The organism is Paenibacillus taichungensis, assembly GCF_013359905.1.
GTDB lineage: Bacteria > Bacillota > Bacilli > Paenibacillales > Paenibacillaceae > Paenibacillus > Paenibacillus taichungensis.
Genome location: NZ_JABMCC010000111.1, coordinates 166,342 through 181,527, shown reverse-complemented (window position 1 = coordinate 181,527; position 15,186 = coordinate 166,342). Strand labels below are relative to the sequence as shown.

At 48.7% G+C, this 15,186-nt stretch carries 15 protein-coding genes and 1 pseudogene; 6 read left to right on the top strand and 10 right to left on the bottom strand.

Going from position 1 to position 15,186, the window contains the following annotated elements; genetic code table 11:
- Window positions 1-34: 34 nt before the first annotated feature.
- Both HP548_RS15100 and HP548_RS15095 read right to left on the bottom strand, forming a co-directional pair.
- Window positions 35-1,909, bottom strand: coding sequence for a rhamnogalacturonan lyase (locus tag HP548_RS15100; RefSeq protein ID WP_175382117.1), 1,875 nt, complete (start codon window positions 1,907-1,909; stop codon window positions 35-37).
- Between the two features lie 248 nt (window positions 1,910-2,157).
- The gene (locus HP548_RS15095; protein ID WP_175382116.1) at window positions 2,158-3,213 is read right to left on the bottom strand and encodes a lactonase family protein; all 1,056 of its coding nucleotides are present in this window, start codon (window positions 3,211-3,213) and stop codon (window positions 2,158-2,160) included.
- 325 nt (window positions 3,214-3,538) lie between these two features.
- Here HP548_RS15095 and HP548_RS15090 point away from each other — a divergent pair, with 325 nt between their 5' ends.
- Complete coding sequence (locus tag HP548_RS15090) at window positions 3,539-4,222, top strand: S-layer homology domain-containing protein (RefSeq protein WP_175382115.1); 684 nt, start codon at window positions 3,539-3,541, stop codon at window positions 4,220-4,222.
- A gap of 115 nt (window positions 4,223-4,337) precedes the next feature.
- Here HP548_RS15090 and HP548_RS15085 read toward each other — a convergent pair whose 3' ends face one another.
- Entirely contained in the window at window positions 4,338-4,964 is a 627-nt protein-coding gene (locus HP548_RS15085; protein WP_076290610.1) for a nitroreductase family protein, read from the bottom strand.
- A 248-nt stretch (window positions 4,965-5,212) separates the two neighbouring features.
- Window positions 5,213-5,677, bottom strand: a complete 465-nt coding sequence (locus HP548_RS15080) for an Rrf2 family transcriptional regulator (RefSeq protein WP_076290611.1) — start codon at window positions 5,675-5,677, stop codon at window positions 5,213-5,215.
- A gap of 435 nt (window positions 5,678-6,112) precedes the next feature.
- On the opposite strand from HP548_RS15080, the gene HP548_RS15070 reads away from it, so the two are divergent.
- The 3 genes and pseudogenes from HP548_RS15070 to HP548_RS15065 all read left to right on the top strand — a co-directional run bounded on the left by HP548_RS15070 (window position 6,113) and on the right by HP548_RS15065 (window position 7,404).
- Window positions 6,113-6,838, top strand: coding sequence for an MBL fold metallo-hydrolase (locus HP548_RS15070; protein ID WP_175382114.1), 726 nt, complete (start codon window positions 6,113-6,115; stop codon window positions 6,836-6,838).
- Window positions 6,835-6,963: pseudogene (locus HP548_RS33740) on the top strand (TetR family transcriptional regulator); the annotation flags it as partial. The gene HP548_RS15070 and the pseudogene HP548_RS33740, both read left to right, overlap by 4 nt.
- Before the next feature lie 51 nt (window positions 6,964-7,014).
- Window positions 7,015-7,404, top strand: a complete 390-nt coding sequence (locus tag HP548_RS15065) for a TetR-like C-terminal domain-containing protein (RefSeq protein ID WP_246318088.1) — start codon at window positions 7,015-7,017, stop codon at window positions 7,402-7,404.
- 97 nt (window positions 7,405-7,501) lie between these two features.
- Here HP548_RS15065 and HP548_RS15060 read toward each other — a convergent pair whose 3' ends face one another.
- Together HP548_RS15060 and HP548_RS15055 are read right to left on the bottom strand one after the other, a co-directional pair.
- The gene (locus HP548_RS15060) at window positions 7,502-8,632 is read right to left on the bottom strand and encodes a hypothetical protein (RefSeq protein ID WP_175382113.1); all 1,131 of its coding nucleotides are present in this window, start codon (window positions 8,630-8,632) and stop codon (window positions 7,502-7,504) included.
- Complete coding sequence (locus HP548_RS15055) at window positions 8,629-8,784, bottom strand: hypothetical protein (RefSeq protein WP_175382112.1); 156 nt, start codon at window positions 8,782-8,784, stop codon at window positions 8,629-8,631. The genes HP548_RS15060 and HP548_RS15055 overlap by 4 nt, the downstream gene beginning before the upstream one ends.
- Before the next feature lie 308 nt (window positions 8,785-9,092).
- On the opposite strand from HP548_RS15055, the gene HP548_RS15050 reads away from it, so the two are divergent.
- Entirely contained in the window at window positions 9,093-9,578 is a 486-nt protein-coding gene (locus HP548_RS15050; protein WP_175382111.1) for a CcdC family protein, read from the top strand.
- A 102-nt stretch (window positions 9,579-9,680) separates the two neighbouring features.
- Here HP548_RS15050 and HP548_RS15045 read toward each other — a convergent pair whose 3' ends face one another.
- The 4 genes from HP548_RS15045 to HP548_RS15030 form a co-directional block, all read right to left on the bottom strand.
- Window positions 9,681-10,694, bottom strand: coding sequence for an NADP-dependent oxidoreductase (locus tag HP548_RS15045; protein ID WP_099858621.1), 1,014 nt, complete (start codon window positions 10,692-10,694; stop codon window positions 9,681-9,683).
- A gap of 174 nt (window positions 10,695-10,868) precedes the next feature.
- Complete coding sequence (gene map / locus HP548_RS15040; protein ID WP_063566201.1) at window positions 10,869-11,615, bottom strand: type I methionyl aminopeptidase; 747 nt, start codon at window positions 11,613-11,615, stop codon at window positions 10,869-10,871.
- 502 nt (window positions 11,616-12,117) lie between these two features.
- On the bottom strand, window positions 12,118-12,960 hold the full coding sequence (locus tag HP548_RS15035) for a serine/threonine protein kinase (protein WP_175382110.1): 843 nt from the start codon (window positions 12,958-12,960) through the stop codon (window positions 12,118-12,120).
- A gap of 113 nt (window positions 12,961-13,073) precedes the next feature.
- Window positions 13,074-13,727, bottom strand: a complete 654-nt coding sequence (locus tag HP548_RS15030) for a MerR family transcriptional regulator (RefSeq protein WP_083679019.1) — start codon at window positions 13,725-13,727, stop codon at window positions 13,074-13,076.
- Between the two features lie 500 nt (window positions 13,728-14,227).
- Between HP548_RS15030 and HP548_RS15025 the strand changes: the two genes are divergently transcribed.
- On the top strand, window positions 14,228-15,181 hold the full coding sequence (locus HP548_RS15025) for an L-lactate dehydrogenase (RefSeq protein ID WP_064642616.1): 954 nt from the start codon (window positions 14,228-14,230) through the stop codon (window positions 15,179-15,181).
- Window positions 15,182-15,186 lie beyond the last annotated feature (5 nt).

Genomic DNA, 15,186 nt, shown 5'->3' with positions numbered 1-15,186 from the left:
CCTGGGGTTGGCATGAGTCCATGCCCTTTCCCTCTTATTTGCCTGCGTACCGGATATTCGGTACGGGAGGTGTGCTCATGCCATCTCCCAAATAAAAGCCCGTGTGTGGCGGTTGGTTATAGGCTACATTTTGCCAAGCTACGCCAAGACGGTATACCGGATCATGCATCAGGGTGTAGATCCGTTTGTCCGTAATGGCTGTTGTTGTGTAGATGCGCAGTGCAGAGCTATCATTGGTCCGCCATACCACTTCTTCTCTCCAGTCGCCAAACAGGTCAGCCTGCAGATTCGGTGTGGATTTCGTTCCATTATTGGAAGAAACACCGGATGCGGTCAACAGATTAACCGTTTTGCTATTGGCGTAGTCCCATTTATCAATCCTGTTGCTGTCCAACAACTCGCGGAGCAGGTCACCGTCCCACCAGATGCCAAAATTCGTGGAGGAAGGCAGGGTTGTCCCAATTTTCTGCCCTTTGGCTGTATACAAACCACCATCTGCCCACACTTCGGCACCCTTATAACGTGGATCAATATCGGCTGCCATGCCGCGTCCAATATCTTTTGTCGTAGGTATGCCCCAGATCAACTGACCTGTACGCGCATCACGGAATTCCACTCCGGCATTGGACGCTGTTTCATGCACCTGGAATACTTCAAGTCCCGCACGATCGGGGTCCAGATCACTTAGATGCATCGCATCCCCATGATGAAGCCCTGTCGTGTAAAGTCCTTTGCCGTTATCATCCACCGCCATCGCTCCGTAAACGATTTCGTCTTTGCCATCGCCATCTACGTCCGCAACGCTCAGATTATGGTTGCCCTGTCCTGCATAACCTGAATTACCTGACGTGTTGGAGTCAAACGTCCACTGCTTGGCTAGTTGTCCATCCCGCCAGTTGTACGCCACCAGCACGGTTCGAGTGTAGTATCCACGCGCCATGACCAGACTTGGCCGTTCACCATCCAAATACGCAATCGCGGCAAGGAACCGATCGACCCGGTTGCCATAGTTGTCTCCCCAATCGGACACATTACCGCGCGCCGGTTCGTAGTTCACCGTGGAAAGTGCTTTGCCGGTCTGTCCATTGAAGATCGTAAGGAACTCCGGTCCGGACAGAACGTATCCGCTGGAGTTACGATAATCCTTGCTGGCATCCCCGATGACAACGCCCGTACCATCCTTGGTACCATCAGCCGTTTTCATCGCGACTTCCGCCTTGCCGTCTCCGTCCAGATCGTACACCATGAACTGGGTGTAATGGGCACCCGCACGGATATTTTTACCCAGACTGATACGCCATAAGCGCGTTCCATTCAATTTGTAGGCATCGATAAATACTTCACCCGTGTAGCCGCTTTGGGAATTATCCTTGGAGTTGGACGGGTCCCACTTTACAATCAGTTCATACTCGCCGTCCCCGTCCACATCGCCTGCACTCGCATCATTGGCACTGTACGTGTAGGCTACACCATCCGGTGTTGTGCCTCCTGCGGGTACACTGAGAGGTACAGACAAATAATTATTGCCCCATACGCTCGCTGCCGTCGAAGCAGCCTGTTCGGTTCCACTGACTACGGCTCGAACCGTATATTTGGAACTGCTTGTCCCGCTTGTATCCTGGAGGTTGGTGCTGTTCGTTATGGGCGATGCGTTTACCTTGGTTCCATCCCGATAGACATTAAACGATACATTCGACCCTTCCGTACCCAGAAGCCGCCAGCTAACGAACACACCTGTGCCTGTCTTCACTGCAACTACACCTCGGTCCAGAAACTCCATCTGACGGGCACCCGCAGCATGAGTGACCGACGTGTCTCCAAGACCCAGCGAAGTAACCAGTAGCGCAGAACTCAGCAGTGACACACCTGCGGTCCGCAATGTACGCTTCCATAACGATCGTTTTCCCATAAAGCCATTGCCTCCCCAATCGAATTGGTAAGCCCGATGCCCTTGGTAGCGCCATCTCGCATCCATGTAAGCGCTTTAATATATTCATTTTAAATTAAACATATAATTCCATCTATAGGTCTAATTTAGTAATTTTATGTATGAAAAAAAGGAAAAAAGCCGAAAGATGAATCTTTCGACTTGGATGCTTCTTTCTCACAAGCTCGATCGGAATTTGAACGTAACAAAGAATGTTGTGTCATCCCACCTTATACTACCGGAGCAATACACACTGGGCGGGGTATCTCCAGCTTGAATCCGTTGTGTGTTAGACGTCCATCTTCACCATTGATCTGGAAAGCAACCAGGTTGTTGCTGTCCTGATTGGCCACCAGCAGAATACCACCGGGAAGCAGGTTGAAGTTACGCGGAGTCTGACCGATAGTGGAAGTCCACTCTATAGCCTCCAGCTCACCGGATTCCTGGTCAATGTGATACAGCACAATGCTGTCGTCCCCACGATTGGAAGCATACAGGAAACGGCCACATGGGGAGACACGGATATCCGCTCCCGTACCTTCACCAGAATGTCCTTCAGGCAGTGTGGTGATATGCTGCAACGTAGTGAACTCACCTCTGCGTTGATCATACATGAATGCCGTAACGGTGTTACTCATTTCATTAATCACATAGGCCCATTTCGAGCTTGGGTGGAAGACGAGATGTCTCGGTCCAGAGCCTGGAGGCTGATTCATCTCACGATGCGTTACCAGGCGACCTTCTTCCTGACGATACACAATAATCTGATCCAGACCCAGATCACAGACAACGGCATACTGACCGGAAGGGTCTGGTTGGATCGAGTGGGCGTGCGGCCCTTCCTGACGGTCATCATTCTGCCCTCTTCCGGTATGCTCAATCAACGCACTCATCTCTTCAAGCGTGCCTTGATCTCCTACCGGAAATACGTTCACACTGCCGCTGCTGTAGTTTGAAGTCAGCACCCACTCGCCATCCTCCGTGACAGATACATAACAAGGCGATGCGCCCTTCGTCAATTTGCGATCCATCAAGTGCAGCTCACCCGTTGCGGCATCCCTGCGATAGACCAGCACCTCTCCCTCATCCGTCTCACTTACCACGTACAGACCATTCCCATCCGGAGATAAAGCCAGATAAGACGGATTATCCACCCCATCCATATGATTTACAATCCGCAACTCGCCTGTTTCCTTGTTCAACGCACATAGAAAAATTCCTGGTTGATCTGCTGATGCATAAGTACCTGTATAGAAAAAAGCTTCATTCGTTGCTGTTGGTTCCATCGTTTCATTCTCTCCTTATTGATTCAAATGATTGATCTCACACTCTAATTACATGCAATTATAAGAAGTTGTAACCCGAATAGTTGATTCCACTGTTATGTACTTACCCAATTCACAGACTTTTGCTTCAGTGGTTATCTACCCTCAAGATAATACAAAGTGTAAGGCCTTACAATAGTCCATTCCCTTTGTACATATTCCAACGGAATATGTCGTGGAGAAACAATGGAAAATTACAGCAACCTTTTGAGGAATAGGGTCGTCTATAGGGACAAATAACTTTTATACAAAGGGATACTCCCTGGAAAAGTGAGGCGAATCTGATATGAAAAAAAATATATTGGCTACATTAACAGCCGGAGCTTTACTTACCTTATCTCTGAGCGCTGGTCCGATTCATGCCGCTCAAGCGGAATTCACTGATATTCAAGGTATTGCAGGGGCAGATAAGATTGAATCCCTACATCAGGATGGTTTAATCAAAGGCGTAAGTGATAGCTTGTTCAAACCGGAACAGGAGCTAAACACGGCTCAGGGTATACAGCTCATTGCAGATGGTCTGAATCTGAATTTGGACACGATTCGTTTTATTAAGCAGCCGCTGCCAAGTGACTACTTTTCCAACGTAAAAGATGGCGTATGGTACAGTGATGCTTTTGTCCGTGCCCAGTTCAATGGTATTAAGATGACCAACGATATCGACCCTTCCAAGGCGTTGACCCGTGAACAGTTTACCCTTTTCTTGATGCAGGGCATTGAAGCCAAAGGTGGCTTGCCAATGATTAACATCAAACCTGTAGATATCACGGACGATAAAGAGCTGACTCCAGAATTTCAAGGTGCTGTTCAACGCTCCCTTGTCTTGAAGATTAACACGCTCGATGGAGAGGGCAACTTCAATCCGAAGGAAACGATTACCCGCGCCGAAGCTGCGGTTATGATGTATAACGCAATTGAGTATCTGGAAGATTTCAATGCACCGAAAATCCCGGAAACACCAGAGAAATAATGACCTCCTTCATCATTTAAATACCAAATAGCCGCATGTTCCCTTTAGAGGGGACATGCGGCTATTTATGTTATATCTATTGATACCTATAACAATAACTGATCCAAAATCAGTCTCAGAAAGAACCTTTAACAACAACCTCAGACAGTGGGAAACGACCTGATGGACGAGCTGGAACTGCAGCTTTACCTACAGTGATCAACAACGTTGGCAAATAACGCGCAGGGATGTTGAACGTTTCGATCAATTGTTGCGGGTTGTAACCACCCATTGGGCAAGTATCATATCCCAGGGAACGTGCAGCAAGCATAATGTTCTGTGAAGCAAACGATGCATTGCGGATCGCTTCATCGCGGGCGATTTGCGGATTTTTGTAAGCACCATTGATCTGTCCAACCAATGCGTCACGAACTTCAGCCGGGATAGCACCCGCTTCAACAGCCTGATCATAAATCACGGCGTTGCGGTTCGCTTCCAGATCCCCGAGTACAGCGATCGTAACGGAGCTGTCTGTGATTTGACTTTGGCCGTAAGCGATTGGCAGCAACTTGGCTTTGTCTGCTTCGGATTCGATCACGAGGAATTTCCAGTGTTGCAGGTTCCATGAAGACGGAGCTTCGGAAGCGGCAGTCAGAATAGCGTTCAGATCCGCTTCAGGCATAACAAAACCACTTTCGTACTTTTTGACAGCGTGACGTTCGTTAATCACGCGAAGTGTTTCATTGTTTTCAATGCTGGACATGCGTTCCACTCCCCAAGTTCTTTTTTATTTTTTTACGTTCGCAAGGCCAAACTCTACCGAGTACTCACCTTCCGAAAATAACATCAGCGCAGACGATCGCTTCCATCTGTGTTCACGTTATGCCCGGAATCGCCTGAAACATCAACGGATCTTACAACCGGAGCAAACGCCCTTATATAGCCTGTCCACCATGCCTGACAGCAACAGTCCAAGGCCAGGTCATGAAGAGCTGTTAACGATCAGTTCTGTCACGACCTATCCTTCATGGACAAGGGTTCCATAGACAAAGAACATTCTTCCCCATTACCGATACGATGCTTCACATCCTCAATGGATATACGGTCAAAATAAGCACTCAGTGCCTCTTCGCCTCCATCGTAGATGCTTCCCATCACACCCTGCATATTGGAAGAAACAACGCATGTTGAACCGGATTCTCCCGAACACCAGCTGGGACCAAGTGATCCACCCGCTACCAGTCTGTACAGTTCTCCAAGCTTGATTTCATCACTCGGACGGCTGAGCAGATATCCACCGTGAGCACCTTCCTTGGTTGTTAGGTATCCATGCTTCCGCAGCACACTAAGCACCTTGCGTACTCTGGCTGGATGCGTACCCACACTTTGAGACAAGTCTTCACTATTGGCCATACACTCATCCTTCATGGACAGAAAGACCAGACAGTGCACAGCAATGGTAAATTCACTGTTCATTACTTACTCCCTTCCCGGCATATCGTTCACCGATGAAAATTCAATCCAAGGTAAGTATAACTGTTATTATAGGAATAACAGTTATGTTTGTCAACACTCTCAACTTAGGGGTTAGAAAACCCAATATCCCCTGTCATACCAGTATATACAGGCCCTTCACAGGCTTAGTAAAAAGGTTGAGTTCCTCCGTGTTTTGAGGGAACAGAACAAAAAAAGTGAGCCTATCGCTTCGCGAAAGGCTCCAATAAGATAGACATATGAAAGGGCTTACGAGATTATTATAATCGGTTATTCCTATTTTGAAAACGCTTTTTTTGTAAAGTGTTTTGGGATTTTAAAATATCCTATTTTTTAAGCAAATCTACATGGGGTATTGCAAAAACTAATGCTATTAGTTATATTACTAACAACATTAGTTTTAAGGAGGATTTAATGATGCGAATTACACGTGAGCATGATGTTGTCCAAGTTTCATTCCTTCCGCGCCTCTTTCCTGTGAACGTATATCTTGTTGAAGAAAAAGATGGGTTTACCCTTATTGATGCTGGAATGCCATTCAGTCTGAAGGGGATTCTGTCTACTGCACAATCCCTGGGTAAACCGATTACCAGAATCATTCTGACTCACGCCCATGGCGACCATGTTGGTGCACTGGATGGCCTTAAGGATGCGCTGCCTAAAGCCGAGGTCTGCATCTCCAGAAGAGATGCCCCGCTGCTGGCCGGAGACGCCTCCCTGCTTCCCGGCGAGCCGCAGACTCCGGTACGCGGCAGTGTACCCAAAGCGATCCGCACCCGGCCGGATCGCTTGCTCGATGACGGCGACCGGATCGGATCCCTGGTCGCCATTGCTACCCCAGGCCATACGCCGGGCCATATGGCCTTCATGGATACGCGCAGCCGCGTGCTCATCGCAGGCGACGCGTATCAGCTGCACGGTGGCCTCGCCGTATCCGGCCGCCTGCGCCCGCTCTTTCCGTTCCCCGCGCTGGCGACGTGGAACCGTGAACTTGCTCTTGCCAGCGCCAAGCGCCTGGCTGAGCTGGAGCCGTCCGTGCTCGCTGTAGGGCACGGACGAATGCTGCGTCAGCCCGCCGCGGCTATGCGCGCAGCTACGGCAGACGCAGAGCAGCGGCTGCGCCCTGCCGGGGGGCATCTGTGAGCCCCCGCCAAGGGCTGGATCGCGGCGCTCTGTTAAGTGCCGCCGCCCAGCTTGCCGACAGCGACGGATTCCATTCGCTAACACTGGCCGCTCTGGCCCAGCGGCTGGACGTGCGCTCCCCGTCGCTTTATAACCACATCAACGGTCTTCCCGGGCTTCGCCAGGAAATGGCGTTGATGTCCGCACAGCAGCTCAGGCTTGCATTAACTGAGGCTTCTGTCGGCCGTTCGGGTGACGAAGCCATTCAGGAGGTCGCTGCCGCATATATCGGCTTCGTCCGCAAGCATCCAGGGCTATACGAAGCCTTTTTCCATGCCCCGGACCGTCAGGAACCGCAGCTCGTTGTGGAGAGTACAGCTGCCCTAGATCTGCTGCTCCGCCTGTTGCAGCCCTATACGCTAAGTGAAGCGGAAACGCTCCATGCCGTTCGCGGTTTACGCAGTCTTTGCCACGGCTTCGCCTCCATGGGTGAAAAAGGTGGCTTCGGTATGAACTTTGACCCGGATGAGAGCCTGCAACTGTCCGTGGCCGCTTTCCTGAATGGGCTGCGACATCTTCATTCTTAAAACCTGATATATCTTGATGCCAAATGGAAGAGGGCTGCAGATGATCTGCAGCCCTCCTTATGTATCCTACCGTCCCGCTACCAAAGGAACGGTTTTTCTATTGCCAGGGTGCTTGCCCTGTCTGGACTTCCTGCAAAATCTTCTTCATCACGGGTACATATACTTTCCAGTAAAACCGATCCGGGACGCCCTTTTGATCCGGTGTGAGCCTCGTTTTCACCACATCCCACCCCTTAATACGGCGCCAGAACGAATAATGCTCCAGCTCACCGAAGGACCCTGCCATATAATATGTCCGATTATATCCCTCATGCCGGATAAGAGCAGCGAATTCCACCGGAATACCTGCGTCCATCAGTTTCTGCTGACCATTCTCCGTTAGATCCGTCTTATACCAGGCCAGTACAGTAGCCTGTTGCTCGGGCACAATGATGTCAAACCATTCGCTGTAATGGATATCCCGGGTAATTCCACTCCATTTCCCACCTTCCTGTGTAAAGGAGAGCTTTATGTCACCGGTTTTTACATCACGGCCTTGCTTCAGTACAATCACACGTCCATCCTCATGAATCAGTACAATACCTGCTCCATGATAGGGCCACTCCTTTTTCTCCCTAAGCTCATAGTTCATTCGTACCTTCTGTGGCACTTCATCCAAGCTCTGCAGATCCGATACCGATCTCCCCTGCCATCCGCTGCTTTTCATGCCCAGAATCGGATACAATTGCTCTCTTGTCATGTTCGAAACAGAATTCGACAAGGCGCTAAACTCAGCGACAATCGTTACGCCTTTGGTTGCAGCTTCACGAATTTTGTGCGCATCATATATCGTAAGACCTTCATAAGCTTTGCCTTGTATACGTTCATTCGTATCTGTAGATGAAATATGATGATTCGCCGTCAGATAGATCAGGTCCGTGTCGGTCACCTCATCCGGCAATTTCCGTTCAATCCGGGAGATTCCGTTCTGTATATCATATCCGTAGTAGTCTTCTTCATACGTATAATGTTCCCCTGTCTGTTGGACAATCTTCTGCTGATTCAGAATCCAGACTAGTCCCTTATGCCCTACATAGGACAAGTCCGGTTTACTTTTGTCAACAATCATGATGTTAAGCGGTGTCGGTGCCTGTGATTGCCACAAAATCCAGGGGATAACCAGGACCACTGATACCACGGTCAGACAAGCCAATGTCCATCCCGTGAGCGGCCTGCGACTTCTATTCATGAAGCGTATTCCTCCTTGCTCTGTTCCAAGGTATTACTATGATCGGCATAATACTCCTTTCCCTTATTACTGTCGTTCCTTCTGTAGCCCATCCACCCATAGACCGGATCGGGAATGTATATAATACGTCCACGCCCTTTCATCTGTTTCATATGTTTGTGCATTCGCATGACAAGCTCTATATGACCCACGTGGTTATCTGTCTTGTAACCGTCGATTTTTATGACCCTACATGTTCGTTCATTTCCTGAATTCCCTTACTCGAATAAACCGCCTCACACTGGGTACAATAATACAAATTTTTCAAATGAACCCTCTATATACAAACCGGGTAAATGATACACTAAGCATTCTATCGGCTTTCTTCGTTTGTGATATAATAGAAACAGAAAATTCCGGTAATTCGCATCATATTCCGGATGTCCGGATAACATATTATTCCAGAAAGAGGGAGTTTTACGTGGCTCAAATCAGTCCGTCTTACCTTCAGATCGGTGCAACTCTGGGTATGCTCGTCATGGCCCTACTTGCCATTTTTATTCGAATGAAAGCCAGCCACCGTCCGGTGACCATTCGCAAAATACTTATTCCTCCGTTAGGAATGAGTACGGGTTTTCTCATGTTTGTTGTACCTGAGACACATGTTCCGCTTCTATGGGCACTTATCGCGCTGTTGGTGGGCTGGTTTATATTCTCGTATCCCCTCATTCGCAGTACTCGCTTTGAACGAGTTAATGAAGAAATTTTTGCCACCCGTTCACGAAGCTTCGCGTTCATTCTGCTTGGATTGCTTGCAATACGTCTAATCCTGCATGAAGTCATTCAGCGTTATGTGAGCATTCCTCAAACGGGTGGATTGTTCTTCCTTCTGGCCTTCGGTATGATCGTACGCTGGCGGGTATATATGTACAAGCACTATAAGGAAGTTGTTGCTGCCGAATCTTAGCTTCATCGCAACATCCTAACAACTAAAAAGACACGTTCTTTGCACTTCACCGTGCGGAACGTGTCTTTTCCTGTTCTGGCATATATTCAAGGAATTCTATATCTATTCGGGGTCCGCAACCTTTACAAGCTGTTTGCCCAGGTTATCTCCAGAGAAGAGGCCCATAAATGCTTCAGGCGTCTGGTCAAAACCTTCCACAATGTTTTCTTCAAACTGAATGTGGCCTTCCTTGATCCATTTTGCTAGTTTGGCTCGGCCTTCCTTAAAGGACTTAGCATAGTCACCCACCAGAAAGCCTTTCATTAACGCTGTATTCGTTAACAGTAACGTCTGCGGGCGCATGCCTATGTCAGGTTTCTCCAGATTATATGACGAAATCTGTCCACAGAGTGGAATACGTGCATTCCGATTAATATGGCGCAATACTGCATCGGAGATTTCACCGCCAACATTGTCGAAATAAACGTCTACCCCAGCCGGGCAAGCCCGTTCAATGGCAGCGGACATATCCTCTTCGTGCTTATAGTTTAACACCACATCGAATCCTAGTTTTTCTTTCAGATAAGCACATTTTTCGTCAGAACCTGCAATCCCGATTACACGCGCACCTACAATCTTGGCGATCTGGCCCGCAATCATACCTACCGCTCCGGCTGCTCCCGATACAACTACCGTTTCGCCGTCCTTTGGCTTACCGATGTCTTCCATGCCAAAATAAGCGGTCAAACCGGTCATGCCAAGCGCGCCCAGGTAAGCCGTAATTGGAGCCTCTTCTGTATCAATCAGTGAAATATCCCCTGTATTTACGGCTGCATACTGCTGCCAGCCCCACATGCCGGATACCAAATCCCCTTTGCGCAGATTGGGTTCTGAAGACTCCACCACCTGCCCAATCGTTCCGCCCTTAATCACTTCATTCAACGCATAGGGGGGAGCATAGGATTTTGTATCTTTCATGCGGCCCCGCATGTATGGATCTACAGACAAATATAGCGTACGTACCAGGACTTGTCCTGCATCCGGTTCAGGAAGCGGTGCATCAATGAATTTAAAGTCTTCTCTGGATGGGGCACCTTCGGGACGAGACGCAAGTACGATCTGTTTATTTTCAGACACCAAAATGACCTCCTTCTTGCCAGTGGACAGGGGTTAACCCTCTGTCAGCTGATATCATTCACCACCGGCTCTATGTGTATCGCCTCTAAATAGTTTAAACCGAAACAGGCGGATCACAAACGTGGGCCGCCTTGAAATATGCAAATATCATCACATTGGAGACATTTGGAGCCATTATTGAGCAGTCAGAATGACAGGACCATCTGCTGTAATGGCAATCGTATGCTCATATTGGGCTGACAGACTCCCATCCTGAGTACGCGCTGTCCAACCATCCGAGTCCAGCTTGCTACGGTACGTACCAATGTTCAGCATCGGCTCAATCGTAATAACCATGCCTTCCTTGAGACGTGGACCACGATGTGGTGGGCCGTAGTGAGGCACCTGTGGTTCCTCATGCATTTTCTCTCCAATTCCGTGACCGATAAATTCACGGACAACCGATAGACCTTCACCTTCCGCATACGTCTGAATCGCATTGGAGATATCACCGATCCGGTTGCCGATCACAGCCAGTTCAATCCCTTTGTAGAGAGATGTTTTGGTAACGTCCAATAGATGTTGTGCTTCCGGAGTCACCTGACCCACCGCATACGACCACGCGGAATCGGCCAGCCAGCCGTTCAGATTCACGACCATATCAATCGTAACGATGTCTCCATCCTGCAGTACATATTTCCCCGGAAATCCATGACAGATCACATCATTAACCGACGCACATGTCGCATATTGGTACCCGTTGTATCCCTTTTGTTCCGGCGTGGCGCCATTTTTCTTCATAAAAGCTTCTGCAAACTGATCAATTTCCTGTGTCGTGATCCCTGGACGGATCATTCCAGCGATTTCTCTATGGCATGCGGCAAGAATTTCTCCGGCCTTCTTCATAAGTTCGATTTGTTCTTTGGTCTTCAACGTAATCATTACAACTACTCCTGTCCGTTAAAATCTCATCCTGTCTTCTATTGTAACGCGAAATGCTCAAAATAAAAAATTCCGTGTAATCCTCGAGCATCCTATTATACGCCTAGCCCCTGTCCAATGAATATAATCCCTTAAAAAAACCGAAACCCACTCCAACAGAGCCCCGTATATGCTTAAAACGGTTGAAGACGAAAGGATGAACTTTCATGTTCAAAAAGATTATCGGCAAACTCCTCGATTCTAAATCTTCATCTCATCATAGGCGTAACAGCTCATCGGATAGACACTCATATAAACGTCACAGCAGTTCCTCAGGCAAGCGTGCCTATCAACGCTATTCATCTTCGGATGCGAAGCGTCGGGATAGCCGCCACGGCTCCGGTTATTATAAAAGCAGGAAATACAGCTCCAGCTAGACTGGCGCTAAGTCATCGTATATGTATTAAAAGGGTTGTTCTGCCAGCCGTTTTCACGGTTAGCAAAACAACCCTTATTTATTTCTTCAGCACAATTTCATCAGCACACGGTCAATATCCGCCTGTAATTCCAGCGCCCCACCTTCATAGCCTGGACGAAGTCCAAGTAGTCGTTCCAGCATATTGCGAACTTCCGGCGTGAGCTTGAGCTCTTCCTGCCAACTGGCCGGTTTGCGGCCCTTCTCTGGCTCGTAAGCGGAATACAGCATGAACAAAAGAAAATGACCGAGATCCTGCAAATCCTGGTCAGGTGCAGCCAGTTCATATTCAGGCTCAGGTAATTCACGCATCCGACGTTTCAGCTCAGGCAACAACGGCTCCCCCATGCGCCTTGCCAGGCCAAAATCAATCAGGTGCATCTGCCCGTCACGTAAAATGACATTCGGAATACGGACATCCCCATGAATATATCCCTGCTCATGAACATGCATAATGGGAGCCAGCAGTTGTTTTACCAGCTCCAGACAATCCTGTTCCGTATATTTGCAGCCTTGCTCGAATATGCACTGTTCCAGTGTCTCCCCAAGGATATACTCGGTGACAATGTAACTGCGCGCCCGGTATGTGAACACGTCCAGCAACTTAGGGATAGCCGGATGATCCATCCGATTCACCACATCTGCCTCCCTGTTCAGCAACTGTACAGCGAGTCTACCTTTGCTGGGTTTGGATTCTTTTAACGCCACATCCTTGCCGGTCTGTTCATCGGTACACAGGTATGTCAGTCCATAACTCCCCATGCCGAGCAAGTCATATATCGTATAACGTCCGGCGATCTTCGTACCTTTCCGCCGGGGACGATCAGTCCATAGGCCGAGCAGTCTTTGCCAGCTTCGTCGCAGCTCCACAGATCCTCCCACGCCAGCCATCTGATCTCCTGTTCCCCGTTTAAGCAAAGCAGATCAGTAGCCAGTCTTGTTGTTGTATGGGCTCATTATATCAAGCTATCTGTGTAAAATCACGACGAGCATGGGCCGAGTTCTCAGGCTTCTTTGTGCTTTTTGGGCAGCAGCCCAAACAACATTCGGAGCGATGTTCCTTTGGGTTTGCGTTTTCTTCCCTGAAAGCTGCGCAGATTGGTGACCAGTTCACGGTCCCGCTCTTCTTCCAGCTTCTCATTCATCCATAGGCGCTGCTTCTCCATCTGCTCCTGGAGAGCAAGATGGGTATCCGCCAGATGTTGCAGCGTTAACTCCAGTTCGTCCACCCGATGCTGCAGCAGCTGGACCTGATCATCCTGCTGTCCGACAGCACCGTAAGTCACTTCACTCACCAGTTGTCCCAGACCTTCATAAGATCTCAATGCTCCAGTTGGTTCAGGTTCCTCAGGAAATATTGCAGGCATCACTGTTGCCGCACATTCCGCCACTGAGGCCTCCTCCATTACCATCACAGGCACGTCTGGAGTCAGTACGGTCACCACAGCATCTGCAAGTGGCAGGTTATGTTCCCTAAGTTCTGTCATCAGGCGTTCTATGCACTCGATATCGTCCGACTTGAACAATCTGGATTTGTTGGCGGAACGCTCGAATCGATACCCTTGTTCCTCCAGCGCTGCCGCATATTTACGAAGAGTACTGGCACCAATGCCCAGGCTCTTGGCCGTTTCCGTCGTTGCTCCCACTTCTTCAATCATTATTATTCCCTCCCGGAATGAAGTCTTTTTGATACAAGGTAGTGGCTTCAGCGTTCCCTTCTGGAACTGTCATCGGATCGGGTTAACCTGTCTCATAGATCAAGTACGCATATTTCATTTGCTTGTCGGTATGTATTCGTCAGTCTCTTGGCAGATCCCTTTGACGCTTTTCTTCTGTTTCTGCGGATTCATAAGAACTTTTGTCAGTTGCCTCATTCGTAAAAATAACCCTTCATCCGACAATGAGCATGAATGCTGTCATGTCGAAATTCGTTGGTGCAAATGCCGTCACTTTTTATGAGGATGAATTATTCATGTCAATTTTGTTAACTCCATTGCTCCAATACGCTCCCGCGACAGAGGAAATCATTGCTGCACAGCTTTTCCATGTGTTATCTTATGTAACGTAGAAGCAGTTATTCGCATAAAATAAAGGACTATACTTAACATATGTATCATTATGAACGGATAAATTAAATGTAAATGGGGGCTGAACGGCAGTGTTAGGTAAATCAGGTAAAGTAGCGGTGATCGGGGCGGGACTTGTCGGTTCAAGTTGTGCGTATTCCATGATTAATCAATCGATATGCAGAGAAATTATGATGGTTGACCGGACGTATGATCGCGCGGTTGCACAGGCGCTGGATTTTTCCCATTGCATGGATTTCACACATAACCGCACGAAGGTATATGCTGGCACTTATGCAGATTGCGGCAGCATGGACGTCATTGTCCTAACTGCCGGAGCGAATCCGAAGCCAGGGCAGACTCGTCTGGATATTCTGGAAGAAGCGGAGTCTATTGCTAAAGATATCGTTGTTCCCATCATGAATAGCGGATTCCGGGGGATTTTTGTCGTCGCGGCCAATCCGGTTGACATAGTAACTTATATGGTATGGAAGCTGTCCGGTCTTCCGCGTGAACGAGTCATCGGTACAGGTACGTCTATTGATTCCTCCCGGCTCAAAACGCTGTTGTCCGAAGTCTTCTCCATCGATCCACGCAGCGTGCACGGATATGCTCTAGGGGAACATGGGGAATCCCAGTTCGTGGCATGGTCCCATGTCACCATCGGAGGTAAACCGATTATGCACATTATGGAGCAGCATAAGGAACGCTTCAAACATCTGGACCTGGAAGATATCGCTCGCAAAACAAAAGATGCCGGTTGGGAAATTTTCACCCGTAAAGGTTCCACTCAATTCGGAATCGGTAACGCACTCGCACATATTACCCGTTCGATTCTCAACGATGAACACAAGATCATTGCTGTCTCCGCGATTCTCGATGGCGAGTATGGACAGAGCAACGTCTGTGCAGGTGTTCCAGCCATTATTGGCGGCGATGGGATCCAGGAGATTATCGAATTGAATCTGGATGCATCTGAACGTGAGAAATTCGAGCGTTCCTGTGAAGTTTTGTCAGGCAACATCAATCGTCTTACCCTGGTTTGATCTAT